Consider the following 25,421-nt stretch of genomic DNA (forward strand, 5'->3'; position numbering starts at 1 on the left):
CCCTCCCCCGAAAACGGCTTTGATTTATTTAGATAACCCCTTTGCCCAGTTGTATGTTTTCAAATACGGATCAGGTTTTACGGGATCACCTGAGTTCCATACTTCTTTAAACTGCCCATTTCCCGTGATTTGCCCGATTCTGACCGTTTTGTAAAGATGCTGTGTATTCCCGTCGATTTTCACTGTGCCGCCCGGGGCCTTGAATGCAATCCCGTCAGCCGCTTTCTTCACCTTATCGACATCAAAAGACTTCGCTTTTTTAACAGCCGCCGCCCAAAGGTAGACCGCATTATAGCCAGCTTCAATCGGATCGCTCGTCACCCGGCTCTCACCGTTCATTTTTTTATAATTTTTCACGAATGTTTGATTCTCGTTCGTATCGGTTGTCTGAAAATAATTCCACACCGCATAATGTCCTGTTAGCACATCAGGACCGATGCCCCGAATTTCTTCTTCAGCGACACTTGCCGACATGACAGGCATATCGTCAGCCGATATCCCAGCATCTTTCAGCTGTTTGAAAAACGCCACGTTGCTGTCGCCGTTTAATGTGTTAAAAATGACATCAGGCTGTTTTTCTTTGATTTTGCTGACGAGCGTACTGTAATTTGTGTGGCCGAGCGGCGTATACTCTTCTCCGGCAATTTCTCCTCCGGCCGCTTTCACCTGCGCTTTAATGATGTTGTTAGCTGTTCTCGGGAACACGTAATCTGATCCAATCAGAAAGAACTTTTTCCCTTTGTTTTTCAGCAGCCAATCGACAGCCGGCACAATTTGCTGATTCGTCGTTGCTCCGGTATAAAAAATGTTTGGTGATGACTCCATTCCTTCGTACTGCACCGGATAGAAGAGCAGCCCATTGTTTTGCTCCACAACCGGAAGCATGGCTTTGCGGCTTGCTGATGTCCATCCGCCAAAAACGGCAGCCGCTTTGTCTTGCTGAAGCAGCTTTCTCATTTTTTCCGCATATGTAGGCCAGTCTGAAGCGCCGTCTTCCACGATGGGTTCAAGCCTTTTGCCGAGAACTCCGCCTTTTTGGTTGATTTCTTGAATCGCCATTAACTCTGCATCATGGACAGATACCTCGCTGATCGCCATTGTTCCGCTTAACGAGTGAAGAATCCCGATCTTCACTGAATCCCCGCTTGTGTCGATATCAACAGTTTTTTTCGCACTCCCGCTGGCTTCCGACACTTTTTTCGGCCCAGTACATCCCGTCATCAAAACCATGATCAGAAACAATAAAAAAACGGCCTGTATTCCAACCCCTTTGTTTTTCATTCAGAACCTCCCTTTTCCTGGTTTCACTAAGTGATGTTATAAAAGTTGACAACTTATGTCATTATTATATAGAAGAGGTTCACTGATTCAAACAATATTTGAAAAATTTAGATACTTTAACCAAATCGTTTATTCTTTTTGTTATATTTGGTTACATCAAAAAAGGCAAGAAACATATCGTTTCCCGCCTCTTTCGTATGATTACTCTTTATTTGTGAATGAATCCTTTGCTTTTCCAATATCCTTTTGGATTTCGCCTTTCGCCTTATCTTTTTTTCCTTCAGCCTGCATGTCCGCTTTATCGGTCACCTCTCCGACTTTATCCTTCGCTTCTCCTTTGGCTTTATTTAAGCCGCCTTTCATTTTATCTTTTAAACTATCGTTACCCATGTTGATTCTCTCCCTTCAGTTTATGTGTACTTGTTACCTTCCCGATCTGAGGGACGGTAAACATTTGGATGTTATTTATCGATTTCGTAGCGCTCTCCGTAGCGGAGCATCTTGTAAATCGCAAGTCCGTCTGATGACTTTTTCTCAGAATATCGAACCGGCAGCAAGGCGAAAAATACATAATACGTAGAAAAATAGACAAACTGATAAAAAAACATATTCGGCTTTAATACACTGTGTGTAATCAGAAAATTGACCGCAAAAATCGTGATAAGGTTAAACAGGCTGCCCCCGGCATACACGAGTGCACGCGAGAACCGATTGTCGGTTTTCAGCTCACCAAATCTGCAAAAGGAATCTATGAAATAGATCGCTCTGACCCGTATCACCCCGATCTTGAACAGCGTTTTGCCCATTCCAATATCCAATGATCCTTTTCCGCCAAAAATCAAGGCCATAAAGCTGTGCCCTGAAACATGTATAATCTGTACAAGCGGCAGAACAATGAGGAAAGACCAGAGAAACTTCACCATATCATTGAAACCAAACATCGAATTCCCCCTCATGCGTGCATATCTGCATCCCAACACGGCTTGTGTTCAAAAACAGCGCTGTAGCGATTTTTCCTGTTCTCCCCGAAATTAAACGTTTCGATGCTCTCTTTTTTCTCATATAAAAAAACCATCTGGCAGCAGATGGTTTCGCCTCACACTTGATATAGGCAATCGTTCCTTTGAATTTTCTCTCTTGTGCTGACCACTTTTTCATAAAAATACACCGCTTCTTTGTAGTATTCGCGCTGACTGAAATAAGCGGCAGCATCCAAAGCGAATTCTTCAATGTATACGTAAAGGGCTTTTTCTTCCATATAGTCAAATACTTCTTGAATCATATCCAGATTGACAGATTCCACATATAACGCCTGCAAAAATTTATATTTTGCCAGACTGAAGAGGTCGTTTCGTGTTTGAGCGATGGCCGTCCCTTTTTCATAATATCGCATCGCAGCTTGGACATCTTGTTTTTTGAAAAGAACGCGAGTCAGACTGAAGAGCGCTTTCGGAAGCTGTTCCAGCTGATGCTCTTCAAAGACAGGAAGCGCTTTTTCAAAGTATTCCGCAGCTTGATCCAGCTCTCCTTTGTCATCAAAGCAATTCCCCATATTGTAGAGGGCTGAGCCAATCAAACGGGGCTGTCCTTCCAATAAAGACAGATGATACGCTTCATCCAAATGCTTAAGCGCTTTTTCATAATTTCTGTAGTCAATGTAGTTTCCTGATATAACGAAATGGGTTTGAATTCTTCTGACTCTGTAAAAATCGTGAGCCTTGTACGTCTCAAGCGCCTGTACGGCGTGATTCATGGAAAAGTGCGTCTGCTTCATGATATAAAAGACTTCCGCTACTTTAAAATGAAATTCCGCTCTCTCAATTTCATCTTCTACAAACGCGAGCATCTTCTCAGCTTTCCGATAAAAGGATATGGCCAAGATGTAATTGTTCTGTTCAAATTCGTACATTCCCCTGAACAAATGAAAATAATACTCAGACAACCCGGAGATACTGTCCTGATTGCTTTCCAGCGTTTGGATCAATTCACGATATTGAAGCTTAGATTCCTCATGCAGGTCGGGCTTTACATAATCCAGCATAATTTGGTGCCGGTAACTGATTAGCTGATAGTACAGCAGAAGCAACTGATCCTCTTCCATATGTTCAATGTCTCGATCAATCTCTTCCTTCAGCTTAACGGCATCAGCCACTTGAAATGCTAAAATGTGCTTATACCACTTATTGATTTTCACTCCTACTTGAGATGACGGGATCTCGTACGCGGCCATGCCCCTCCAACCCTTTCTATTTTCTAATTGGTTATATTTTATCATAATGTATGGCTTTGGAATTAAAATTTCTTACAATGATCCCTTCCTTATGCCTATCTTTATATATTTCGGTATTTACAAGTATTTTTTGCACATTGATTTCTATAAAAAAGGCTTACCGGACTGCGCCGATAAGCCTTTTACTTCATATTAACCGCCAATATAAGACATTTCTACTTTCTTTTTGTCTGATGCTTTTGATAGAGTGCGATCGACTGAATACTGATCGATCCGATTTTTCCATACAGTGCCGATCATCTCCGACAATTCGTCATCGCTTAATTCCTGCCGAACCGGCCCTCTGAGGTCAAATCCGCTTGAAGCGAATAAGCAGGTGAACAGCTCGCCTCTCGCGGAAAGACGGGCTCTGTTGCACGATCCGCAGAACGCATCGGATACAGATGATATGACGCCGATTTCCCCGGATCCGTCCAAGTAGCGGAATCGGGAAGCCACTTCACCGTGATAATTTGGCGCTATCGGTTCAACCGGCATGTGTTCATTGATTAAATCAATGATTTCCGCCTTTGTCATGACATCCTTCTTTTCCCATTGGTTGGTATTGCCCACGTCCATAAATTCAATGAATCTCAGAATATGCCCTTTTTCTTTAAAATAACGGGCCATAGGCAGAATATCTTTTTCGTTGAGACCCTTTTGGACGACCATGTTGATTTTAACACCTAGCCCCGCTTGCTTCGCCGCCTCAATGCCTTCCAGCACCTTGCTGACAGAAACCCCGCGCCCGTTGATTTTTTTAAATCGCTCGTCCTCTAACGAATCAAGGCTGATCGTAACCCTTTTCAGCCCTGCTTCCTTGAGTCTCTCCGCATAAACAGGCAGCAGTGATCCGTTTGTCGTCATGGCAATATCTCGGACCCCCGGAATGCGGGCCAGTTTTTTGATTAACTCGGGCATATCCTTTCTCATGAGGGGCTCTCCGCCGGTTAAGCGGATTTTTTCAACTCCGAACCTTGTGACAAACAGCGTCGCAAGCCGTTCCAGCTCCTCAAATGAAAGCAGCTCCTCTTTTTTTAAAAAAGGATAATCCGGACCGAATAATTCAGCGGGCATACAATACGTGCATCGGAAGTTGCAGCGGTCTGTAACAGAAATGCGAAGGTCTCTCAGCGGTCTGTTCCTTTTATCCAACATCTGACGCGATTCTGTAATCATAGCTACAGCCCCTTCCTATCCCCCGATTCTCTCAGGGTGTGTATATACATTAAATGATTCGTTTCGGACAAACCCGATCGCTGTGATATTTAATTCTTCCGCCATTTGAATCGCAAGCTCCGTCGGGGCCGATTTGGAAATCACAATCGACACGCCGATTTTTGCCGCTTTTAACAGGACCTCTGATGAAATTCTGCCGCTGAACACAATCAGTTTGTCACGGACGGACATTCCGTTCAGAAGGCAGTGTCCGTATAATTTATCAAGCGCGTTGTGCCGGCCGATATCTGTTCGCATTAACAGCAGTTTCTCTGTATCGCAAAGCGCCGCATTATGGACGCCTCCCGTATCCTGAAACGTCTCGCTCCTATGTTGCATCTCTTTCATAAGCGACATACACGCTTCAGGCGATATATTGATGTGGCTGACAGCCGTTTTAGCGGTTTTGACATCCTGCTGAAAATAAAAATGACGGCCCTTTCCGCAGCATGAACCGATCACCCGTTTCGTATAATCCTTTTGATCCAATGTCTCAGGATGAACGAGATCGACATAAACAAAACCGAGACTTTCATCTATTGTAAACCTTTTAATCTCTTTTTGAAATCGTATAACACCCTCTGATGCGAGAAATCCGATGACAAGCTCTTTGATATGCTCAGGCGTACAAACAAGCGTCACAAATTCACTCCCGTTCAGTATCACTGTCAAAGGGTATTCCGTCACCATCCGGTCTTCTATTTTGCTGACTTCCCCTTTTTCATAGCGCCATACATCCCTGACCGCAGTTACTTTATCGTTCAACGTCTCTTCCCCTCCGCAATGTTCCTACCTTTATATTTTTTCACACTCCTCAGATTTTGTCGAATTCTGAGACATAAAAAAGCCCCTCTATTAAAGGGCTTTCACAGGACATGATAGCGGCGGTGTTTAGGCAGGACAACGCCTAAGCATTTAGCCGCAATCCTTCCTTTTATAACAGATGCATTGTCAGCGAGCGCGAGGATTGCCGACACGCTGAGAGCCCTCTGTATAAAGGGCTCTATGTTTGATTATGCTGATTTTTTTTCAGGATCACAAACAGGACAATAGCTGCGATCAAAGTGAGCATGCTGACAAAAAAGAAGGCTGCCAGCTTTAGAAAAACACCGAGCAATATGAATGCCACGGCGGCAATAAGAAAAATCAATCCTAATAATTTCATATATCCAACCCCTTTTTAAGGGTATCATTCCCGCCCAAGCTGATTTTAAACCAATGAAAAAAGGCGCCTGGGGAGCGCCTAAAGCGTTTAGATTCTTTACTCGGCAAATTTTTGTGCTTCTTTTTCCCAAGCCTGTTCAAACTCATCTGCGCTGTTTACTGAAATATATTCTCCGCCTCCAGCAACAGCCGCTTGTTTCATCTCTTCATTCCCTTTGACATCAAAGTTGAAGCCAATGATGTTTACAATGGTCTCCACATTCGATTCACGGAGCTTTTCAATTTCCGCCGCAGGGTCTCCGCCGCACGTTTCTTCACCGTCAGTGATTAAATACACCACGTTTTTACCGTTTGCGTCAAATGCTTCAAATTCTTTTCTTGTATCTGCAAGTGCTTTGGCAATCGGTGTCCAGCCGGTCGGCTTGATATCACTCAATGAATTGTCAAACAGCGATCCTTCATATGGATGAAGGGCGTAAATGGTTTCCGTTGTGCTGCACGAAAGAGCCTTTCCGGACAGTTTATTGTTTCCAGCATGCCCGAAAACGCGAAGCATGAGATTTGTATCCTTCGGAAGCAGCTCGGCAAAAGACTTTACTGATTTTTTGGCTATGTCTATTTTGCGCTCTCCCCCTGTTTTTTGAACCATGCTACCGCTTCCGTCAAACAAAACAGCTACATTTGTATCAGCCTGTTTCCCAGCAGCAAAAGACGGGGACGCAAAAGAGACAGTCAGCAATCCAATGATACATACAGCCAGACATTTTTTCATACCTTACTTCCTTTCTTTATCAAATTTTCCAACAATACGTTGGATTCTTCTCTATGCTAGAATATGAAAAGACAAAAAGATATAGGGCAAGCTGCCTTTTGTGCGCTTTCACCCTCTGTCCAAAATCGATTGAAATACCGATGATTTTTAGACTTTTCCGCCCAGAAAGCGTACACAGATTGTGTGCCATTCATTCTTTTTTCGCCTTGATTATGACAGGGAAGCGGAAATCTGCTACTATGCGACAGGCAGACAGCTAATTGGTTTTGAAGTTTTTGTTACATACAAAAAAGAGGCTGACCGCTGGCAGCCTCTTTTTCTTATTTAGATAGCATCAGGGATTGCTGCGTGAAAATTTTCTCAACATCTTTTTGAGTATAAGCCGGGAAGTATTCACCGCCGCCTACTTTCGCAATCGCGTTCAGCTGGCCTTTGTATCCCTCTTTATAATCAAAACCGATCACATTCACAGTAATATTATCTTTTTGCAGTTCTTTTGCTGTTTTAATCGGATTTCCTCCGCACGTTTCCTCACCGTCTGTCAGCAGATACACCACTTTTTCTCCTTTTGCATCAAGCTGGTCAAAAGAAGACTTCGCCTCATTCAGTGCTTTGGCAATTGGCGTCCAGCCAGTCGGCCCAATTGTATTGAGAGAATTGAGGAAGCTTTGCTCGTTAAAACTTTGGAAGCCGTATACGTTGCGGATAGCTTCACAGGACTGAACTTTTCCGGAGTTTTTATTGTTTCCTTCTGAACCAAACACACTCATTTTCACCTGAGTTCCTTCCGGCAGTGAGCTTGCAAACTTAGAAATTTCTTTTTTAGCGGAATTAAATTTGGAGACACCGTCTATTCTTTTCGCCATACTTCCGCTGGCATCAAGCAAGACTGCCACGTTTGCCGGAGCTTCAGACTCTGTTTCTTTCTTTTCAGCCGCAAAAGCAGGTGAAGTTAATCCAAATAGCAAGCCTGTCATCATGATCAGTGAAAATCGTTTCTTCATGTTCGTACCCCTTTACAATTTGGTTTCTGCGTACAGATGTTCAACGCTGAACATAACTTATCGTAATCGACAAAAACAGAGAAATAAATAGGGCGGGCTTCCTCATTGCCGTTGTTTACTTTTGCATAGAAACCTTTGTTTTTATTAGTGATTTCCACCTAACCCCGCTATAAAAAAAGAAGATTGCCGGCCTTTCGGCTTTCGTTATATGAGTCTGCCGAAGTCTGTTGATAAATGTGGATTACTTTACCACAGGAAAAAGGGATCTATTCCCTTTGTATCATAAAGACTGCCAGGAGCCTATCTGGGCGTTTTCAACTGTTCTTAGACCAAAGATATTCAAAACAGAAAAAGACGCTCCATTGAGCGTCCTTGATTACTTTTTCGCCATATATTTATTCAAAAACGAGTCTGCGTCAGAAATTTGTGTGCCTTTGTAATAGTACTTCACAATTTGATCAACTGTTTTGCCTTCTTTCGCCATAAAATTCGCCCCATATTGGCTCATCCCGACACCGTGTCCAAATCCTTTTGTCGTGACGGTGATCGTGTCTCCGTTTCGCTTCCATTCAAAATCTGCTGAATTGAGGCCCAGCTTTTCGCGTATGTCTCTTCCTTTCAGCGTCTTGCCGTTAATAACGGCCGTTGCGACCTGGCGGCCCGGTGTCTCTCCGGTAATTTTCCCGACGCCGGAGGATCCATCCAGATTGACGCCAAGCTTTTGCTCAAATTCCGCCGCTGTAAAGGTTTTCGTTGCCAAGTATTTCGGCGACTTTTTATCCCAGGCGCTTTTGACGCTTTTTAGATAAGGGATGGCACTTGTCCAATAGGCTTCTGCATTTTCAGTGTAGCCGTTGCTTGTGGAGAAAAAAGAGGCTTCAATCGGCTTGTTGTTGTACGTTAAGATTTTGCCTTGCGTGCTGGCGACCGCATCAGTGATTTTTTTCAGCTTCGCTTCATACCGCGCGCCCCACTGCTTTTTCAGCTCCGCTTTGCTTTTATACACTTGGAACATCTGTGTATCATCTACCAGCGAGCCTTTAGGAGCCGCTACCGCTGAATTTGAGACCATCAGCCTGACAATAAACGTTCTGGCGGCGAGAGCCTGGGATTTCAGCGCTTCAGATTCAAAGGTGGCCGGCATTTCGGAGGCGACGACCCCAATCACATACTCTTCAAGCGGAATGTTTTCTACGGATTGATTCGCGGTTCGATAGACGGGAATAGAAACAGGTGATGCCTTCAAGGTTTCCGCTCCTTTTGATGCTGGTTTCGTCCTGACTGCTGTCTTTCCTGATTCTGCACTGATGCCCGCTTCTTTGTTATGCTGGAACGGGATGACCAAAAGTGTGGGAATCAAAAGAATTAATGCACATAGTACAGATAGTGTGATTACGAATTGTTTCATATTCAGCTGCCTCCTGCTCGGAATTCGACTCTAGTCTAATCTATGGGCAGAGACAAGCTAATATGACTCTCGTTTTGGACAGAAACTTAATTTGTTATTTACGTATTCTTTTTTGCTATTTTGCGCATAATGATGATAATACACGAAAAATAAAAAACCAGTATGCCAGAGTGACATACTGATTTTCAAGTAAGTTTATGCGTTTAAGTCAGAAACGACTTCTTTGTTCTCTTGCTCAGAAGCAGACTCATCATTTACACGTTCGATGTCTGCGCCGATAGCCGCAAGCTTCTTATGGAAATCAACGTAACCGCGGTCTAAGTGCTTCAGTTCAGTAACACGTGTATGACCTTCAGCCACTAACCCCGCAAGAATCAGCGCTGCACCCGCACGCAAGTCCGTCGCTGCAACTTCTGCTCCCTGAAGTTGTACAGGGCCGTTAATGATGACAGAACGTCCTTCAATCTTGATATCACCATTCATCCGGCGGAATTCTTCCGCATGCATAAAACGGTTTTCAAAAACAGTTTCTGTAATCATGCTTGTGCCGCTTGCACGAAGCAGAAGCGCCATCATTTGTGACTGCATATCAGTCGGGAAGCCCGGGTGAGGCATTGTTTTAATGTCGATCGGTTTGAGTTCTTTCGGACCGATGACACGCAGGCCTTCACCTTCATCCTTAATCGTTACACCCATCTCTTCCATTTTAGCAATTAAAGAGGTGAGGTGTTCAGGAACCGCTCCTTTAACTAGTACGTTTCCTTCAGTGATTGCAGCGGCAACCATAAATGTGCCCGCTTCAATACGGTCTGGAATAATATGATGTTTTACACCGTGAAGCTTTTCGACTCCTTCGATTTTGATGGTGCCGGTACCCGCTCCGCGGATTTTTCCGCCCATGCCGTTGATATAGTTTGCTAAATCAACGATTTCAGGTTCTTTCGCCACGTTCTCCAGCGTTGTTGTTCCTTCAGCTAGAGCGGCTGCCATAATCAGGTTCTCTGTAGCTCCTACACTTGGGAAGTCCAGATAGATTTTTGCGCCTTGCAGACGGCCTTTTACTTCAGCTTCGATGAAGCCGTTGCCGACTTTGATTTCTGCGCCCATCGCTTCAAAACCTTTTAGATGTTGATCGATCGGTCTGGAACCAATTGCGCATCCGCCCGGAAGCGCAACTCTTGCATGACCTGTACGCGCAAGAAGCGGCCCCATGACAAGCACGGACGCACGCATTTTACGTACATATTCAAAAGGTGCTTCAGTTTGCAAAGCGTATGAAGCATTCACAGTCACTTCATTATTTTCAAAATGCACATCTGCTCCTAAATGACGCAACACTTCATTAATTGTATATACATCGGAGAGCGTAGGTACATCACAAATTACGCTTTTTTCTTCACTTGCTAACAAAGATGCAGCGATAACAGGTAAAACGGCATTTTTAGCGCCTTCAACTTTGACTGTGCCGTTTAACTTTTGACCGCCGCGGACGATGATTTTTTCCAAGGTATTCCCCTCCGCGTCCCTAAATTCTCTATATTAATATTCAGTCGTAACGATTGGTGTGCCAACCGTAACGGTATGTTTTCCGCCCATTCCTGCACTTCTAAGTGCAATTTGCAAATTCATTCTGTGTTTCGAGGTCATGATGGACTCTTCCCACTCATCTGTAAACGCAGAAATAGAAACGAAACTTGGCTCAACTACATGTTCTACAGATCTTGCTTGAAATTCGTTTAATAACTGATTTGCTTTTTTTTGCAAAACAATATTCATATTATCATCTACATGACCATTTAGACAAGTAAAAATAACTACTTTTTCTTGGAATATCCCGAGTGTGTCCCGTTCAAACTGTTCATATGTATCATTCCAGCTATCCGGTGTCTCAAGACTCATTTGCTCATATAATAAATACGAAGTTGGGTTATGTTTTTTGAGGGTTGTGACAAGTTGCAGTCTAAAAGAAGTGTGATTTTTTTTGTCAGTATATGTGCCGATTGCCTTTACGATTTTATCTTCCTGTGCAATTACCCAATGATATTGACGATACTCTAGTTTTAAACGTTGCACTTTTTGATAAAATTCTTTCTTGGTCAGCGACATGTTTTGTTTTGCATGCAATGTCCACTTATCTATTGACACATCTTGGCGCTCCATCCCCTCTGCCATTTGGGCTAACGGCGTTAACTCACTCGCATGGATTGTATGGAAAACCGCAATGACGAAGCTTAACATGACGGATATGATAATGGCGTGACTTACTTGTTTTTTCTTCATATTCATCTCTCCCCCTTATCCCCAGTTTTGCCGGGGGCAAGAGGCGCCATACGTAAAAATCTTCGTCAAAACTCGAGCTATTCGCTTCCCCAACCATTCCCGTGATTATGGGAGTTAAAACCTATTAAAATAGATAGGGAAGCTGCTGTGAATAATTGAGGTAATCTAAAAAGAAATTCGCAGCGGTCGTTCCAATGGCGATTGTCAGTAAAATCATCAGGAGTCTCGCCTGAATGACTTTGCCTTTTTTGATTAACGGATCTATATTGACGGCTTGAAGCGCCCACCAAGTCACTGCTATAAAAATCAGGTGAACGACAATGCCGATTGCAGCCTGCTGTCCCAATACACTCATCTATTACACTCCTTTCTCCGCGTTCATACCCTTTCTTATTATATAAGAAGCACAGATAAAGATGATACATTTTATACAGAATGGAATAATCATCTAAATCTAGGGCTAATCCCCGCTTAAAGTACGATTCTTTTACATGGTATACTTTACTGGAAAGGAGCTGGCAAATATGGATCATTCTTTTTTTCAGCCTGAAAAGCAATACGGTGAGGACCTGCCAATTTTTGAACAGGAATGGGAAGCTATTGCATTCTATTATGATTATAGACAGTCACAGATTGAAGAACTGAATGAATTGTGTCAGTTTTATAACATTTCTCTTACCTATACGAGAGAAAGCCTTGAAGAGCTTGAAAACCTTTATTTTCAAAGTATACAAGAGCTTTTACTAGCTGATTGGAATCTTCCTATTGAAGAATTCGAGAAAATGATCAGTGTTTATCTTATAGATTGCGTGATTGCCCACCATGAAGATGCTGAATGGGTTGTAAAACCTTATCCGTATACAGACGGCGCATATACAATGGGCTTCAGAAGACACCGCAAATCATGGCACACAATGAATACCTGCGACGGTTTATACTTGCGCCAAAAAGAGGAGCAGCCGCTGCTGTCTCTGTTTGACTCTCTTGTGCGTTCATAAAAAAATCCTTCTCGTAAAGAGAAGGATTTTTTCTTATTTCCCTGCTACATCCAATCTGTTCAAAGCCCGCTGTAACGCAAGCTCAGCCCGACGAATGTCAGTATCATCTGATTGAGAATTCAAACGCTCCTGCGCCCGCTGACGTGCAGCTTCTGCGCGCTCTTTATCGATGCCTTCTGCTGTCTCAGCAGTCTGGGCAAGGATGGTAACATGATCAGGACGGACTTCTACAAATCCGCCGCTGACAGCAACCAATTCAGTCTGTCCGTCTTTTTTGAGACGGACAGCGCCGATTTTAAGAGGAGCCACGGTTGGAATATGACCTGGCAAAATACCGAGATCGCCGCTTTCGGCTCTCACACTCACCATTTCAATATCCGCATCGTATACTGGGCCGTCGGGAGTAACGATATTGACTTTAACGGTCTTCATGCTTTTACCCTCCTAGGACCAGATTAAACTTCTACACCCATTTCTTTTGCTTTCTCAATAACTTCTTCAATACGGCCTACAAGACGGAACGCATCTTCAGGAAGATGGTCGTATTTGCCGGCTAAGATCTCTTTGAAACCTTGAACCGTTTCTTTTACAGGCACGTAAGAACCTTTTTGTCCAGTGAACTGTTCAGCCACGTGGAAGTTTTGAGAAAGGAAGAACTGAATGCGGCGTGCACGTTGAACGACAAGTTTGTCTTCATCACTCAATTCATCCATACCGAGAATCGCAATGATATCTTGAAGCTCTTTGTAACGCTGAAGCGTTGACTGTACTTCACGGGCAACTGCATAATGCTCTTCTCCCACAATTTCAGGAGCGAGAGCGCGTGATGTAGATGCCAACGGATCAACCGCTGGGTAAATACCCATCTCAGTTAATTTACGCTCAAGGTTTGTAGTCGCATCCAAGTGAGCGAACGTTGTTGCCGGCGCCGGGTCAGTGTAGTCATCGGCAGGCACGTAGATCGCCTGGATAGATGTAACTGATCCAACGTTTGTAGATGTGATACGCTCTTGAAGCTGACCCATTTCAGTTGCAAGCGTCGGCTGATAACCAACCGCTGAAGGCATACGGCCAAGAAGGGCAGAAACCTCTGAACCCGCTTGCGTGAAACGGAAAATGTTATCGATGAAGAACAATACATCCTGTCCTTGTTCATCACGGAAGTGCTCAGCCATTGTAAGGCCTGTCAAAGCAACACGCATACGTGCGCCCGGCGGCTCGTTCATTTGTCCGAATACCATGGCTGTTTTGTTGATTACGCCAGAGTCACTCATTTCGTAGAAAAGGTCGTTCCCTTCACGAGTACGCTCCCCTACACCGGCGAATACAGAGATACCGCCGTGCTCTTGCGCGATGTTGTTGATTAATTCCTGGATTAATACGGTTTTACCTACACCGGCACCGCCGAACAATCCGATCTTACCGCCCTTGATGTACGGAGCAAGCAAGTCAACAACTTTAATACCTGTTTCAAGAATTTCAACTTCTGTTGACAGCTGATCAAATGAAGGCGCCTGTCTGTGAATCGGATCCTTTTTCGCATCCGCAGGAAGCGGCTCATTCAAATCAATATTTTCTCCAAGTACGTTAAATACACGGCCGAGTGTTACATTACCAACCGGTACAGAAATTGGCGCTCCTGTATCAACAGCTTCCATTCCGCGCTGAACGCCATCCGTAGATGCCATTGCGATTGTACGGACTGTATCATCACCCAAATGAAGAGCGACCTCAAGCGTTAATTCAATACCTACTTCGTTTTCACTAGCTGGCTGTGAAATTTTAATCGCATTATAAATTTCAGGCAAATGACCGTCTTCAAAACGCACGTCGACGACTGGTCCTAATACCTGGCTAACGCGTCCTTTCTTCATCGCTATCCCTCCTGACAAAAATCTTTCTATTCTAAAGCGGCTGCTCCGCCGACAATTTCCGTAATTTCTTGTGTGATGGCTGCTTGGCGAGCGCGGTTATAAGAAAGCGAAAGTGAATCGATAAGTTCCTTCGCGTTGTCTGTCGCGTTTTTCATCGCCGTCATTCTTGCAGCGTGCTCACTTGCTTTACTGTCAAGAAGCGCGCCGAAGATTAAGCTTTCTGCATATTGAGGAAGCAAAACCTCCAGAACCTCCTCTTCAGACGGTTCAAATTCGTAAGATGCCGTTCTCTTTCCTGCGCCGCTTCCTAAATCAGATAACGGCAGAAGCTTTTTCTCCGTCACTTCTTGAGAAATGGCGCTGACAAAATGGTTATAAACAAGGTGCAATTCGTCAAACGCACCGTCTATAAACATTTGAATCGTTTGACGGGCAAGATCCTTGATTTCTGTAAACGTTACTTCATCTCCAAGTCCTGTTAACTCGGAAATGATCGGAATCTCACGTTTTTTAAAGAAATCACGGCCCACTCTTCCGATGACGATCACCGCATACTCATCCTTCGATTGATGACGTTCTTGCATGGCCTGATAAGCATTTCGTAAAACCGAACTGTTAAAAGCGCCGGCAAGCCCGCGGTCAGACGTAATGACAAGATATGCCGTCTTTTTCACTTCTCTGCTGAGAAGCATCGGATGCTTCACGTTGCCGGAAACTCTCCCGACGTTAGACACAACCTCTTGAATCTTATCCATATATGGCACAAATGATTTTGCATTATTTTCTGCACGATTCAGCTTAGCCGCAGATACCATCTGCATGGCTTTTGTAATCTGGCTCGTTTTTTTCGTTGACGTGATCCTTGACTTAATATCGCGTAATGAGGCCAAAGATTTCACCACCTTTTCTCTTCATCTGCGTAAAAAGAGAGAAAAAGAGAACCTTTTTCTCTCATCAGCATTCGAGTTAGTTGCTTGGTGCAAATGTGCGTTTGAAGCCTTCGATTGCAGCATTGAAGTCTTCATCAGCAGGAAGGTTTCCTGTTTTCGCAATTCCGTCAAGCAGGTCTTTATGGTTTTGGTCAAGGTACATGTAGTACTCTTCTTCAAAACGTCTGATATCCGCTACAGGAATATCATCAAGATGTCCTTTTGTCAGCGCATAAAGAATGGCTACTTGCTTTTCAACCGGAAGCGGCTTGTTCAGATCCTGCTTCAGCACTTCAACTGTACGCGCACCGCGGTTCAGTTTCGCCTGAGTCGCTTGGTCGAGGTCAGATCCGAATTGAGCGAATGCTTCCAGCTCACGGTATGACGCAAGGTCAAGACGCAAAGTTCCTGATACTTTTTTCATCGCTTTGATTTGCGCTGAACCGCCGACACGGGATACAGACAATCCGGCGTTGATCGCTGGACGTACGCCTGAGAAGAACAAATCAGATTGCAGGAAGATCTGTCCGTCGGTGATGGAAATAACGTTCGTCGGAATATAAGCAGAGATATCTCCGGCTTGTGTTTCTACGAACGGCAGAGCTGTAATTGATCCTGCGCCTTTCGCGTCGCTAAGCTTTGCTGCACGCTCAAGCAGACGGGAATGAAGATAGAATACATCCCCAGGGAACGCTTCACGGCCCGGCGGACGGCGAAGAAGCAAGGACAGCTCACGATAAGCAGCCGCTTGTTTAGAAAGATCATCGTATACAACAAGAACGTGCTTGCCGTTGTACATAAATTCTTCTGCCATTGTAACCCCAGCATACGGAGCCAGGTACAGAAGCGGTGCCGGCTGTGACGCAGACGCCGTTACAACGATTGTATAGTCAAGCGCGCCGTGCTTACGCAATGTTTCTACTACGCCGCGGACTGTTGATTCTTTTTGACCGATCGCAACGTATACGCAGATCATGTCTTGGTCTTTTTGGTTCAAGATCGAATCGATCGCAACAGAAGTTTTACCTGTTTGACGGTCACCGATGATCAGCTCACGCTGGCCGCGGCCGATTGGAATCAGTGCATCGATCGCTTTAATACCCGTTTGAAGCGGTTCATGAACGGATTTACGGTCCATAACGCCTGGTGCAGGGCTTTCGATCGGACGTGTTTTGCTTGTGAGGATCGGGCCAAGTCCGTCTACCGGCTGTCCCAATGGGTTCACAATACGGCCGATTAATTCTTCGCCGACAGGAACCTCCATGATGCGGCCTGTTCTTTTTACTTCGTCTCCCTCGCGGATCTCACTGAAAGGTCCTAAGATGACGATACCTACGTTTGATTCTTCAAGGTTTTGAGCCATACCCAAAACACCGTTTGAAAATTCGACAAGTTCACCGGCCATACAGTTGTCAAGGCCGTGTACACGAGCAATACCGTCACCGACTTGGATGACTGTACCTACGTCTTGAACTTCAATATCAGATTGATAATTTTGTATTTGCTGTTTTATCAGCGTGCTAATCTCTTCAGCTTTGATGCTCACTTAGGTTTCACCCCTTCTATCGATTTTCCCCGGCTAGCTGACGTTCAATGCGCTGAAGCTTTCCGCTTACGCTGCCGTCAAAAATCCGGTTTCCAATGCGGACTTTAATGCCGCCTATTAAATCCGTCTGCACTTCATTTCTGATTCTCAGTGAAGCGACTCCGGCTTTTGTTGCAAACACTTGTGATAATGATAAAATTTCCGCTTCCGTCAGCGGTTTCACTGAATATACGGTCGCGTCTTCTATTTGACGAGCCTCATTTGCGAGTTTGATGAACTCATCTGTGAGCTCAGGTACAATCGCGGCACGATGGCGGTCAATCAAAAGAAAAATCGTATTGAGTACAGACTGTGACAAAGAGCCAAATGTATTCTGAATCAGCTCTTTTTTCTTCGCAGCCGGCACCTTCGGATGGTTTAACACATCATTAAGCGCTTTTTCATTTTGAAATACTTGTTTTACAACAGTTAGCTCTTCTTCTACTTGATTCAGCTGAGCGGACTCATTGGCGATATCAAAAAGAGCTAACGCATATCGTTTCGAGACAGCTGATCCACTCATCGGCTCTCTCCTACCTCTTTAAGATAGTCCTGGATCAATTTCTCTTGAGCTTGTTCATCCAGTTCTTTTTCGATCACTTTCGACGCAATCATGACAGAAAGAGACGCTACTTGCTCACGGAGAGCAGAAACCGCCTGTTCTTTTTCCTTCACGATTTCAGTTCTAGCTGCTTCTTTCAGACGTTCAGATTCTGCACGCGCAGCCTGAACAATCTCTTCTTTTTGCTTCTCTCCCAGTTTCTTTGCGTTTTCGATAAGAGTTTGGGATTCCTGTCTTGCTTCTTTTAAAAGAACGCGCTGCTCTTCAATCAGCTGCTGCGCTTCTTTATTTTTTTCTTCAGCAGACGTAATTTCTCCAGCGATGTGGTCTTCACGCTGTTTCATTATGTTTAATAGCGGCCCTAAAGCGTATCTCTTTAGAAGCGCTAATAAGATTAACATAGCTAACAGTTGGAACAGGATATCTCCGCCGTTAAACGACAATCCTAGTTCAAGTGGTAATTGAGACATCTACTACGGCAACTCCCTTCTGCAGGTTTTTCTTTGCTGATCCAGCAGCCGCACTTGTCTCTTTTCAGCCGGCAAGGCGGGTTGCTTATCAGACATAAAGCAATGGCGAAGGTTCTCTTGGAATGATCTTCGCCATTTTTAGTTCATATAAGGCTTTTATGCTTAGCCAAAGAACGCTAAGAATGCGATAACGACAGCGATAATAGGAAGGGCTTCAACTAATGCGATACCCATGAACATAAGAGTTCTAAGTTCCTTACCTGCTTCCGGCTGACGGGCAATCCCCTCTACCGTACGTGAAACAATCAAACCGTTACCAATACCTGCACCAAGTGCGCCTAAACCAATTGCAATCGCAGCTGCTATTAAATTCATGAAAAAGTTCCTCCTTTAAGATGTTATCCGTTTGGATATAATGTTTTAATGATCATGACTTATTTTATGAGACATGTACACCATCGTCAGCATTGTAAAGATAAACGCTTGGATGGCACCTATAAATAAACTGAACGCTTGCCATGCCAGCATCGGCAGAATGGCGCCGATTGTACCGACAAGACCGAGAGCGAAGCTATGCGAATAATGGTTTGTCGCCAGACCCGCAAGCAGGCCGAGAAGAATCTCGCCGGCGAAAATGTTACCATAAAGCCGCAAACCGAGAGTCAGCGTATTCGCAAACTCTTCGATGATTTTCATCGGGAGCATGAAGGGAACAGGTCTTAAATAGTCTTTTGAATATTCCTTGAGCCCTTTCATCTTCACGCCATAGTAATGGGTTAAAGCAACAACCATCACGGCTAGCGTTAATGTAATGGCAGGATCGGCTGTCGGAGATTTCCACCAGAGCTCATGTCCGATTGTAATAGAAAACGGCAGCCCCAGCATATTCGACACAAATATGTACATCAGCAATGTGACACCAAGTGCCAAGAAGTTAGCCCCTGTTTTTAAATCCATTGTACTGCCGATAATATTACGGACGAAATCAACAACCCATTCCATAAAATTCTGGGCTTTTCCGGGACGGATCGAAAGCGTTCTTGTCGTCAATATAGCAATCAATAAAACAATCACACTCGCCACAGTAATCATCAGAATGTTTGTCAGATTAAAAGTAAGACCTAGAAATTCAATAGTTTTGTATTCATGATTCAAAGGGTTTTCACCTCTCTTCCATTGATGAGCGTTTAAGCTGGATAAAGGAATCTATCATAATGACAGGATATATTGTCATTAATCCAATAACTGTACTTGCCATATGAAAATGCTCTGGATTTTTATAGGCGATAGCCGCAGCAAGAATCGCATTGCACCACCGCGCTGCGCTCCCAAGAGATCGTATGGACTTGCCTTTCTCAACAGCTCTGTCAAAAGCGTTCATCCTCCTGACGAGCAGCAAAAAATTAAACAAACTGAAAACAGTTCCCAGAATAAGGCCTAAAAAAACGGGTTTATACGCTGTTAAACCATAACCCAGTACATACACTGCCAAAATGAACAATAAATATTTGCGTTGTCTGCTAAATGTAAGCTTGGGATCGTCCATCAATTATCTGTCTCCTGATGAAAAAATAATGTCTATCTTGGATACGGCAAAAATCAGCGGTTAACCCTAGTAGAAGACCTTTTTTGACCGGCAAAACGGGCCTGTTCGAAAAAATCATTCATCCGCAAGCCTTGCAGGGATGCTGTTTCATTCGCTTAAATAAATCCTCATAATACGGGTTTTCTGAGAGGATTCACATTGAGGATGAGGACTATATTGAAAGCTATGAAAACCTTCTCATAATACCCTCGTTTAGCATACAATAGCCCCCAACAAGTGTCAATCTGTTTAAAGTTAAAAAACTTTTTATACTGTACGCCTCCACAGAATGTTCACATTTTCACCTATAATTGTATACAAACTGGCCGAATATCAAATAACTGGATAAAAAAGAAAACCCTTTTAAGGGGTTTTCTTTTTTTATTTTGTTCCAAACATACGGTCTCCCGCATCTCCAAGCCCCGGAACAATATAACCTTTTTCGTTTAGTTTTTCATCAAGTGCCGCAATGTAAATATCCACGTCAGAATGATGCTTCTGCAATTCTTCAACACCCTCAGGAGCCGCTACAAGACACATGAAACGAATATGTTTCGCACCGCGTTTTTTGAGGCTGTGAATGGCTTCAACTGCGGAACCGCCTGTGGCCAGCATCGGGTCAACCACGATGAATTCACGCTCTTCTACGTCGGACGGAAGCTTGACATAGTATTCCACGGGTTTTAAGGTTTCAGGATCACGATACAGACCGACATGTCCCACTTTTGCCGCAGGGATCAGCTTTAAGATGCCGTCAACCATTCCCAATCCAGCTCTGAGAATAGGAACGACTCCAAGTTTTTTCCCTGAGATGACTTTCGATTTCGCAGCCTGAACCGGTGTTTTGATATCCACCTCTTCCAGGGGAAGATCGCGGGTGATTTCAAATGCCATGAGTGTTGCAACTTCGTCTACAAGCTCTCTAAAATCCTTCGTACCTGTATTTTCATTCCGTATATATGTCAGCTTGTGCTGAATTAAAGGATGATCAAATACATAAACCTTTCCCATACAGTGTTTCAGCTCCTTTTTTATTGTCCCATCAACAAATACACACTTCTATTGATTCTACAAAAAAAGACATGGAGTTTCAAGAACATCGTCAAAAAACCCGCCGGCCATAAGCCGAGCGGGTTTTTGGATTTTAGTAGTCTAATTCTTTATATAAAGGAAACTTATCAGTAAGAGCAGCTACACGCTGTCTTGCTTCCTCAAGTTTTCCTTCATCTTCGTGGTTTTTCAACGCAAGCGCAATGATGGCTCCGACTTCGTCCAATGCGTCTCCGTCAAAACCGCGGCTTGTCACAGCAGCTGTACCAAGACGGATGCCGCTTGTTACGAAAGGTTTTTCCGGATCGTATGGAATCGCGTTTTTGTTAGACGTAATACCGATTTCATCAAGCACGTGCTCAGCAACCTTACCTGTCAATCCGAGAGAACGCAGGTCAACAAGGATAAGGTGGTTGTCAGTTCCGCCAGAAACGAGCTGGATGCCCTCTTTCGTTAATGCTTCAGCCAGGCGTTTTGCATTGGAAATGACGTTTTGCGCATATGTTTTGAAATCGTCCTGCAATACTTCACCAAATGAAACTGCTTTTGCGGCAATAACGTGCATTAGCGGGCCGCCTTGAATGCCTGGGAAGATGGATTTATCAATTTTCTTGCCGAACTCTTCACGGCAAAGGATCATACCGCCGCGAGGTCCGCGAAGTGTTTTATGTGTTGTTGTTGTTACGAAATCAGCGTAAGGAACAGGGTTTGGATGAAGGCCTGCCGCAACAAGTCCTGCGATATGCGCCATATCCACCATGAAGTAAGCGCCGACTTCATCAGCAATTTCACGGAATTTCTTAAAGTCGATTTCACGAGGATACGCACTTGCTCCTGCTACGATAAGCTTCGGCTTATGAGCGAGGGCTTTTTCACGCACGTCATCGTAATCAATATATTGAGTTTCTTTATCTACACCGTACTCAACAAAGTTATATTGAACACCGCTGAAGTTGACTGGGCTTCCGTGTGTTAAATGACCGCCGTGGGAGAGGTTCATCCCAAGTACAGTATCGCCTTGTTCCAAAATCGTGAAGTACACTGCCATGTTTGCTTGCGCGCCTGAATGCGGCTGAACGTTTACATATTCCGCTCCAAAGATTTCCTTCGCGCGGTCACGAGCGATATCTTCAACGACATCGACGTACTCACATCCGCCATAGTAACGTTTGCCCGGATATCCTTCAGCGTATTTATTTGTCAAAACAGATCCTTGTGCTTCCATCACCGCTTCACTTACAAAGTTCTCAGAAGCAATCAACTCGATCTTTGTCTGTTGGCGTTCACGCTCATTTTTAATGGCGTTAAACACTTGTTCGTCTTGCGCAGGTAAATGTTTCATCAGCGAGATCCTCTCCTATCCGTATCCTGTTCTTTGTTTTTACCACCACTATTGTACATGGTTTTTAAGACCGATGTAAAAGATTATTTTAAAAAAATCAAAATTTTTATTGGTAAAAACGAATATTGATGACTTAAATTTAAAGTAAAGTTCGGAATTTATTCCGCCGCTTTAAAATAAAAGAAAAGACTGGCCATGCAGTCCTTTCATTCACACCCATAAACCGCCCGTACTCCGCCGATCAGTTTCGGCCGCGTACGCGCTAATGTCACATGCGCTGCTCCAAGACTGTTTTGAGAGACGCGCACAGGGACAGCCACCGGCTTCAGATGCATGCCGATAAACGTATCGCCTATATCTATTCCAGCATCAGCCTGAATGGTTTCGACAAGAACGGGAGACTTCATCTGCTTAAATGCATAAGAGGCCATCGCCCCGCCCGCTTTTGGAACGGGTACGGCAGAAACAGTTGAAAGCATAAACAGCTTAGCCGTTTCTTCCTCTATGACAAGCGCTCTGTTCAAATGCTCGCAGCATTGAAACGCGAGATGGATTCCCGTTTTTTCCCGAAGATCAGCAAGTCCGCTGTAGATGCTTTCAGCGATGTCTACACTGCCCGATGTGCCGATCCGGCTGCCGGCCACTTCGCTTGTGCTGCATCCAAGGACGAAGAGCTGATCTTGTTTCAATCCCGCTTGCTCCTGAAATTCAGACAGCATCGTACTCCACGTTTGTTTGATCTCATCCATTGAACTGCACCCCTATAGGTTTTTCTCTTCATAATCTGAGATTTTTCCAATACGCGTTTGATGTCTTCCCCCGGTAAACTCAGTGGTCAGCCAGATTTTTGCAATTTCACGAGCCAAGCCGGGGCCGATCACCCGTTCACCCATCGCGAGGATATTTGTGTCATTATGCTCTCTCGTCGCTTTGGCGCTGAATGTATCGTGCGCCAGCGCACAGCGGATGCCTTTGACTTTATTAGCGGAAATGCTCATGCCGATGCCTGTCCCGCAAATTAAAATGCCTCTGTCAACTTCGCCGCTTACCACTTTTTCGGCCACCGGAAAAGCATAGTCCGGATAATCTACAGATCCGCTGCCGCAGTCACAGCCCATATCAATATATTCAATTTGCAATTCGTCCATTAACTCTTTGATTTCATTTCGAATGTGAACGCCGCCATGATCCGATGCTATGGCTACTTTCATCAGCTTTTCCTCCCAGCGTGTGTGATGCGGCGCCCGCTATGTTCTATGTTGACCGCGCAGTCTGTCCGCTCTTTCATTCACACCATGTGATGTGCTTTTCACTATATTCTACTCCTTCACGGAGGATTTGCAAATGGCCTGTTTGCAGATTTTCTGACAACTTACATGCCGTCTTTTTTCAGCTGTTTTGCCAGCTGCCGAAGAAGCTCTTCAAGCTCATCTCTTGTTTGTTTATAAATGTCAATTGAGCCGCCGAACGGATCGATGACGTCCCCATGGCTGCCTGTGACGTATTCTTTCAGCGTAAACACTTTATCACGATAACGTGCAAATTGGCTGGCAATAAGCTGCTTATGCTGATGAGTCATAGTCAGAACCAAATCAGCCGACTCCATATGCTCTTCAGTTAGCGGAGAAGACGCATGATTCAAGGCAATGTGTTTTTCAAACAGCGCTTCGACAGCTTGAGGCGTCGCTCTTCCATTAGGCGAAGCAAACACGCCCGCCGAACGGACACTGACTTTCAGCCCTTCCGTTTCCGCAATTGATTTAAAAAGCGCCTCAGCCATTGGGCTGCGACACGTATTTCCAGTACAGACAAAAATAATATTCATGTCAGTCACCCCTTATTTTTCTCTATTATATATGAAGAAAAAAGAAACGGCGACTTCGTTTCTTTTATTGGTATATTAAATTGGCAAAAGCAGCTTGAGGCCGAATGCGATTAATATGATGCCCCCGAGCGCTTCGCTGTATGTGCCAAGCCACGACTGCACTTGTTTTCCGATCAGCAGGCCCAGCCACGTCAGCATCATGCTGAACAGCCCGAACAGGGTAATGGTGAGGAGCGGATGCGATCCGTAGATCCCCAAGCTCAAACCGACGGAAAAACTGTCAAGGCTGACGCCGACGGCAAACAGCAATAAGCCCGGCCCTGCCGGCGACATGAGTCGATCTTCTGACTGTTTGAAAGAAGCCATAAGCATTTGAACTCCAAGAACAAGAAGCAGCGAACCCCCGATATAAACCGCTAACACGCCGAGGAGACCTGACAGCATGTTACCGGCTGCCATCCCTGCAAGCGGCATGATGACGTGAAAGAGGCCGATGATGAAACCAATATTGAATATTTGCTTCTTTCTGAGTTTGACCATGCCCATTCCAAGACCGACAGAAAAAGCATCCATCCCTAAAGCAAACGCCATGATGCTTAATGTCATCAGTTCGCCTAAAAACAAATCCGACATACATAAATAACCCCCTTGGACACGCCCCGCTTTTTTAGCCTATGCGTGTCCAAAAAGGGTTAGAACATCTGACTGTATTCAGCGGATCACTCTTCCTCCGGCGGCTTTCATCAGTCTGTTCATAATGGCGAGACCGACACCTGTGTCCGGAAAGGATTCCGAGATAATAACATCCACCTTCTTCTCATCAAAGCTGCGCAAGGCATCATACAGTCCTGCCGCAACCGTCTCAAGCTGAGTCCGTCTGCCGCAGCTCTTCACATAATCAGCGGAATACACACTCGCGTTTTCTTCTGTCGTCAGAACACCGACCCGTCTGCCGCCTTGTTGATATTCCTGAATGAGGTGCTGAATGCGCTCCGGGCCGTCTTCGCAAATGGCAAGCGGCGCTGTCGGCGCATAATGTGTATATTTCATGCCCGGAGAAATCGGCTTCTCATTTTGATCGCTGAGCCCTTTATCCACAAGGATCGGCCCGATCTCCGCTTCAATTTGTTCTTTCGTAATGCCGCCCGGACGCAGGAGAACAGGAATGTCGCCGGCACATGAAAGCACGGTTGATTCAACCCCGATCCCGGTCGGGCCTCCGTCCATAATACCGGCTATGCGGCCGTCCAGATCGTGAGCGACATGTTCCGCTTTTGTGGGACTTGGCTTGCCTGATAGATTGGCGCTCGGTGCGGCAATCGGCAACCCCGACTCACGAATCAACGCAAGGGCAAGCGGATGATCCGGCATTCTAACGGCAACCGTTTCAAGTCCTGCCGTTACACGAGGTGAGAGCGCACCAGGCTTGCAAGGCAGAATGAGCGTAAGAGCTCCCGGCCAAAACCGTTTCATCAATGTTTTCGCCTGTTCAGGCGCCGGACCCGTTAAACCGTCAAGCTGGCTGATATCCGCAATGTGGACAATCAAGGGATTATCGCTCGGACGGCCTTTTGCCTCGTATATCTTTTTGACGGCATCTGTGTTTTTCGCGTTTGCACCGAGTCCGTATACCGTTTCTGTCGGGAACGCAACGACCTCATTTTCCCGGAGCAAAGCAGCTGCTTGTGCAATTTGTGGATCATTTGTGGATAACTCGCCAATGACATCCACAAACCATCTTTTCGTTTTCATTTTTGACCAAACTCCTTATTCACAACAATAAAACGTCTGTTTTACGCGTGTAA

Annotated in this window: 30 protein-coding genes; 1 reads left to right on the forward strand and 29 read right to left on the reverse strand. The window is 44.8% G+C overall.

Annotated features, from left to right (window positions below; translation table 11 throughout):
- Positions 1-24 precede the first annotated feature (24 nt).
- The 13 genes from urtA to G4P54_RS19015 form a co-directional block, all read right to left on the reverse strand.
- A complete protein-coding gene (gene urtA, locus G4P54_RS18955) occupies positions 25-1,281 on the reverse strand; it encodes an urea ABC transporter substrate-binding protein (RefSeq protein WP_167873529.1) in 1,257 nt (418 codons plus the stop codon).
- Between the two features lie 201 nt (positions 1,282-1,482).
- Entirely contained in the window at positions 1,483-1,671 is a 189-nt protein-coding gene (gene csbD, locus G4P54_RS18960) for a stress response protein CsbD (RefSeq protein ID WP_024713787.1), read from the reverse strand.
- A gap of 71 nt (positions 1,672-1,742) precedes the next feature.
- Positions 1,743-2,222: a hypothetical protein gene (locus G4P54_RS18965; protein ID WP_024713788.1), complete on the reverse strand. Its 480-nt coding sequence runs from the start codon at positions 2,220-2,222 to the stop codon at positions 1,743-1,745.
- Positions 2,223-2,377: 155 nt separating this feature from the next.
- Positions 2,378-3,511 carry a response regulator aspartate phosphatase gene (locus tag G4P54_RS18970; RefSeq protein ID WP_167873530.1) on the reverse strand — a complete coding sequence of 378 codons (1,134 nt, stop codon included), beginning with the start codon at positions 3,509-3,511 and terminating at the stop codon, positions 2,378-2,380.
- A 192-nt stretch (positions 3,512-3,703) separates the two neighbouring features.
- Complete coding sequence (gene moaA, locus G4P54_RS18975; RefSeq protein ID WP_024713790.1) at positions 3,704-4,729, reverse strand: GTP 3',8-cyclase MoaA; 1,026 nt, start codon at positions 4,727-4,729, stop codon at positions 3,704-3,706.
- Positions 4,730-4,744: 15 nt separating this feature from the next.
- Positions 4,745-5,533: a formate dehydrogenase accessory sulfurtransferase FdhD gene (gene fdhD / locus G4P54_RS18980; protein ID WP_167873531.1), complete on the reverse strand. Its 789-nt coding sequence runs from the start codon at positions 5,531-5,533 to the stop codon at positions 4,745-4,747.
- Positions 5,534-5,771: 238 nt separating this feature from the next.
- Positions 5,772-5,933, reverse strand: coding sequence for a hypothetical protein (locus G4P54_RS18985; RefSeq protein WP_032681785.1), 162 nt, complete (start codon positions 5,931-5,933; stop codon positions 5,772-5,774).
- A gap of 96 nt (positions 5,934-6,029) precedes the next feature.
- Complete coding sequence (locus G4P54_RS18990) at positions 6,030-6,704, reverse strand: vWA domain-containing protein (protein ID WP_167873532.1); 675 nt, start codon at positions 6,702-6,704, stop codon at positions 6,030-6,032.
- A gap of 320 nt (positions 6,705-7,024) precedes the next feature.
- Positions 7,025-7,708, reverse strand: coding sequence for a vWA domain-containing protein (locus G4P54_RS18995; RefSeq protein ID WP_024713793.1), 684 nt, complete (start codon positions 7,706-7,708; stop codon positions 7,025-7,027).
- Between the two features lie 376 nt (positions 7,709-8,084).
- Complete coding sequence (spoIID, locus tag G4P54_RS19000; protein ID WP_167873533.1) at positions 8,085-9,116, reverse strand: stage II sporulation protein D; 1,032 nt, start codon at positions 9,114-9,116, stop codon at positions 8,085-8,087.
- 195 nt (positions 9,117-9,311) lie between these two features.
- Positions 9,312-10,622 carry a UDP-N-acetylglucosamine 1-carboxyvinyltransferase gene (gene murA / locus G4P54_RS19005; RefSeq protein ID WP_003221875.1) on the reverse strand — a complete coding sequence of 437 codons (1,311 nt, stop codon included), beginning with the start codon at positions 10,620-10,622 and terminating at the stop codon, positions 9,312-9,314.
- Positions 10,623-10,655: 33 nt separating this feature from the next.
- Entirely contained in the window at positions 10,656-11,396 is a 741-nt protein-coding gene (locus tag G4P54_RS19010; protein ID WP_167873534.1) for a YwmB family TATA-box binding protein, read from the reverse strand.
- 124 nt (positions 11,397-11,520) lie between these two features.
- Positions 11,521-11,751, reverse strand: a complete 231-nt coding sequence (locus G4P54_RS19015) for a DUF1146 family protein (RefSeq protein WP_024713796.1) — start codon at positions 11,749-11,751, stop codon at positions 11,521-11,523.
- Between the two features lie 169 nt (positions 11,752-11,920).
- On the opposite strand from G4P54_RS19015, the gene G4P54_RS19020 reads away from it, so the two are divergent.
- The gene (locus G4P54_RS19020) at positions 11,921-12,394 is read left to right on the forward strand and encodes a hypothetical protein (protein WP_167873535.1); all 474 of its coding nucleotides are present in this window, start codon (positions 11,921-11,923) and stop codon (positions 12,392-12,394) included.
- 33 nt (positions 12,395-12,427) lie between these two features.
- Here the strand turns inward: G4P54_RS19020 and G4P54_RS19025 are convergent, their stop codons facing one another.
- The 16 genes from G4P54_RS19025 to G4P54_RS19100 all read right to left on the reverse strand — a co-directional run bounded on the left by G4P54_RS19025 (position 12,428) and on the right by G4P54_RS19100 (position 25,368).
- Positions 12,428-12,826, reverse strand: a complete 399-nt coding sequence (locus G4P54_RS19025) for a F0F1 ATP synthase subunit epsilon (protein WP_024713798.1) — start codon at positions 12,824-12,826, stop codon at positions 12,428-12,430.
- Positions 12,827-12,849: 23 nt separating this feature from the next.
- Positions 12,850-14,268, reverse strand: coding sequence for a F0F1 ATP synthase subunit beta (atpD, locus tag G4P54_RS19030; RefSeq protein WP_024713799.1), 1,419 nt, complete (start codon positions 14,266-14,268; stop codon positions 12,850-12,852).
- Positions 14,269-14,294: 26 nt separating this feature from the next.
- The gene (atpG, locus tag G4P54_RS19035) at positions 14,295-15,158 is read right to left on the reverse strand and encodes an ATP synthase F1 subunit gamma (protein WP_024713800.1); all 864 of its coding nucleotides are present in this window, start codon (positions 15,156-15,158) and stop codon (positions 14,295-14,297) included.
- Positions 15,159-15,234: 76 nt separating this feature from the next.
- Positions 15,235-16,743: a F0F1 ATP synthase subunit alpha gene (gene atpA / locus G4P54_RS19040; RefSeq protein ID WP_024713801.1), complete on the reverse strand. Its 1,509-nt coding sequence runs from the start codon at positions 16,741-16,743 to the stop codon at positions 15,235-15,237.
- Between the two features lie 16 nt (positions 16,744-16,759).
- The gene (locus tag G4P54_RS19045; RefSeq protein WP_024713802.1) at positions 16,760-17,305 is read right to left on the reverse strand and encodes a F0F1 ATP synthase subunit delta; all 546 of its coding nucleotides are present in this window, start codon (positions 17,303-17,305) and stop codon (positions 16,760-16,762) included.
- On the reverse strand, positions 17,302-17,814 hold the full coding sequence (gene atpF, locus G4P54_RS19050; protein ID WP_024713803.1) for a F0F1 ATP synthase subunit B: 513 nt from the start codon (positions 17,812-17,814) through the stop codon (positions 17,302-17,304). Before atpF ends, G4P54_RS19045 begins: the two co-directional genes overlap by 4 nt.
- Before the next feature lie 162 nt (positions 17,815-17,976).
- Positions 17,977-18,189 carry a F0F1 ATP synthase subunit C gene (gene atpE, locus G4P54_RS19055; RefSeq protein WP_003151167.1) on the reverse strand — a complete coding sequence of 71 codons (213 nt, stop codon included), beginning with the start codon at positions 18,187-18,189 and terminating at the stop codon, positions 17,977-17,979.
- 45 nt (positions 18,190-18,234) lie between these two features.
- Positions 18,235-18,969, reverse strand: a complete 735-nt coding sequence (atpB, locus tag G4P54_RS19060; RefSeq protein WP_024713804.1) for a F0F1 ATP synthase subunit A — start codon at positions 18,967-18,969, stop codon at positions 18,235-18,237.
- Positions 18,970-18,976: 7 nt separating this feature from the next.
- The gene (gene atpI, locus G4P54_RS19065; protein ID WP_024713805.1) at positions 18,977-19,360 is read right to left on the reverse strand and encodes an ATP synthase subunit I; all 384 of its coding nucleotides are present in this window, start codon (positions 19,358-19,360) and stop codon (positions 18,977-18,979) included.
- A 420-nt stretch (positions 19,361-19,780) separates the two neighbouring features.
- Positions 19,781-20,410: a uracil phosphoribosyltransferase gene (gene upp / locus G4P54_RS19070; protein ID WP_024713806.1), complete on the reverse strand. Its 630-nt coding sequence runs from the start codon at positions 20,408-20,410 to the stop codon at positions 19,781-19,783.
- A 133-nt stretch (positions 20,411-20,543) separates the two neighbouring features.
- A complete protein-coding gene (gene glyA / locus G4P54_RS19075) occupies positions 20,544-21,791 on the reverse strand; it encodes a serine hydroxymethyltransferase (protein ID WP_167873536.1) in 1,248 nt (415 codons plus the stop codon).
- Positions 21,792-21,997: 206 nt separating this feature from the next.
- A complete protein-coding gene (locus G4P54_RS19080) occupies positions 21,998-22,540 on the reverse strand; it encodes a TIGR01440 family protein (protein WP_167873537.1) in 543 nt (180 codons plus the stop codon).
- A gap of 12 nt (positions 22,541-22,552) precedes the next feature.
- Positions 22,553-23,002, reverse strand: coding sequence for a ribose 5-phosphate isomerase B (gene rpiB, locus G4P54_RS19085; protein ID WP_003221910.1), 450 nt, complete (start codon positions 23,000-23,002; stop codon positions 22,553-22,555).
- A 161-nt stretch (positions 23,003-23,163) separates the two neighbouring features.
- Positions 23,164-23,616 carry a low molecular weight protein arginine phosphatase gene (locus tag G4P54_RS19090; RefSeq protein ID WP_167873538.1) on the reverse strand — a complete coding sequence of 151 codons (453 nt, stop codon included), beginning with the start codon at positions 23,614-23,616 and terminating at the stop codon, positions 23,164-23,166.
- 75 nt (positions 23,617-23,691) lie between these two features.
- A complete protein-coding gene (locus G4P54_RS19095) occupies positions 23,692-24,249 on the reverse strand; it encodes a manganese efflux pump MntP (RefSeq protein WP_167873539.1) in 558 nt (185 codons plus the stop codon).
- 78 nt (positions 24,250-24,327) lie between these two features.
- Positions 24,328-25,368 (reverse strand): L-threonylcarbamoyladenylate synthase, encoded by a 1,041-nt coding sequence (locus G4P54_RS19100; protein WP_167873540.1) that lies wholly within the window; start codon positions 25,366-25,368, stop codon positions 24,328-24,330.
- Between the last annotated feature and the right edge of the window lie 53 nt (positions 25,369-25,421).

Source organism: Bacillus tequilensis (assembly GCF_012225885.1).
Lineage (GTDB): Bacteria > Bacillota > Bacilli > Bacillales > Bacillaceae > Bacillus > Bacillus tequilensis.

What these genes read in the sequence shown, in the direction of transcription:
- G4P54_RS18990 (WP_167873532.1), bottom strand. Translation starts at nt 6,704, where the DNA reads ATGAAAAAATGTCTGGCTGTATGTATCATTGGATTGCTGACTGTCTCT.
- G4P54_RS19100 (WP_167873540.1), bottom strand. Translation starts at nt 25,368, where the DNA reads ATGAAAACGAAAAGATGGTTTGTGGATGTCATTGGCGAGTTATCCACA.
- glyA (WP_167873536.1), bottom strand. Translation starts at nt 21,791, where the DNA reads ATGAAACATTTACCTGCGCAAGACGAACAAGTGTTTAACGCCATTAAA.
- G4P54_RS19045 (WP_024713802.1), bottom strand. Translation starts at nt 17,305, where the DNA reads ATGAGTGGATCAGCTGTCTCGAAACGATATGCGTTAGCTCTTTTTGAT.
- atpE (WP_003151167.1), bottom strand. Translation starts at nt 18,189, where the DNA reads ATGAATTTAATAGCAGCTGCGATTGCAATTGGTTTAGGCGCACTTGGT.
- G4P54_RS19080 (WP_167873537.1), bottom strand. Translation starts at nt 22,540, where the DNA reads ATGGATGAGATCAAACAAACGTGGAGTACGATGCTGTCTGAATTTCAG.
- G4P54_RS19010 (WP_167873534.1), bottom strand. Translation starts at nt 11,396, where the DNA reads ATGAAGAAAAAACAAGTAAGTCACGCCATTATCATATCCGTCATGTTA.
- G4P54_RS19020 (WP_167873535.1), top strand. Translation starts at nt 11,921, where the DNA reads ATGGATCATTCTTTTTTTCAGCCTGAAAAGCAATACGGTGAGGACCTG.
- G4P54_RS18970 (WP_167873530.1), bottom strand. Translation starts at nt 3,511, where the DNA reads ATGGCCGCGTACGAGATCCCGTCATCTCAAGTAGGAGTGAAAATCAAT.
- G4P54_RS18965 (WP_024713788.1), bottom strand. Translation starts at nt 2,222, where the DNA reads ATGTTTGGTTTCAATGATATGGTGAAGTTTCTCTGGTCTTTCCTCATT.
- rpiB (WP_003221910.1), bottom strand. Translation starts at nt 23,002, where the DNA reads ATGAAAGTAGCCATAGCATCGGATCATGGCGGCGTTCACATTCGAAAT.
- csbD (WP_024713787.1), bottom strand. Translation starts at nt 1,671, where the DNA reads ATGGGTAACGATAGTTTAAAAGATAAAATGAAAGGCGGCTTAAATAAA.
- G4P54_RS19095 (WP_167873539.1), bottom strand. Translation starts at nt 24,249, where the DNA reads ATGTCGGATTTGTTTTTAGGCGAACTGATGACATTAAGCATCATGGCG.
- G4P54_RS19025 (WP_024713798.1), bottom strand. Translation starts at nt 12,826, where the DNA reads ATGAAGACCGTTAAAGTCAATATCGTTACTCCCGACGGCCCAGTATAC.
- spoIID (WP_167873533.1), bottom strand. Translation starts at nt 9,116, where the DNA reads ATGAAACAATTCGTAATCACACTATCTGTACTATGTGCATTAATTCTT.
- G4P54_RS18995 (WP_024713793.1), bottom strand. Translation starts at nt 7,708, where the DNA reads ATGAAGAAACGATTTTCACTGATCATGATGACAGGCTTGCTATTTGGA.
- G4P54_RS19090 (WP_167873538.1), bottom strand. Translation starts at nt 23,616, where the DNA reads ATGAATATTATTTTTGTCTGTACTGGAAATACGTGTCGCAGCCCAATG.
- G4P54_RS19015 (WP_024713796.1), bottom strand. Translation starts at nt 11,751, where the DNA reads ATGAGTGTATTGGGACAGCAGGCTGCAATCGGCATTGTCGTTCACCTG.
- urtA (WP_167873529.1), bottom strand. Translation starts at nt 1,281, where the DNA reads ATGAAAAACAAAGGGGTTGGAATACAGGCCGTTTTTTTATTGTTTCTG.
- moaA (WP_024713790.1), bottom strand. Translation starts at nt 4,729, where the DNA reads ATGATTACAGAATCGCGTCAGATGTTGGATAAAAGGAACAGACCGCTG.
- atpI (WP_024713805.1), bottom strand. Translation starts at nt 19,360, where the DNA reads ATGGACGATCCCAAGCTTACATTTAGCAGACAACGCAAATATTTATTG.
- upp (WP_024713806.1), bottom strand. Translation starts at nt 20,410, where the DNA reads ATGGGAAAGGTTTATGTATTTGATCATCCTTTAATTCAGCACAAGCTG.
- atpD (WP_024713799.1), bottom strand. Translation starts at nt 14,268, where the DNA reads ATGAAGAAAGGACGCGTTAGCCAGGTATTAGGACCAGTCGTCGACGTG.
- G4P54_RS18985 (WP_032681785.1), bottom strand. Translation starts at nt 5,933, where the DNA reads ATGAAATTATTAGGATTGATTTTTCTTATTGCCGCCGTGGCATTCATA.
- atpF (WP_024713803.1), bottom strand. Translation starts at nt 17,814, where the DNA reads ATGTCTCAATTACCACTTGAACTAGGATTGTCGTTTAACGGCGGAGAT.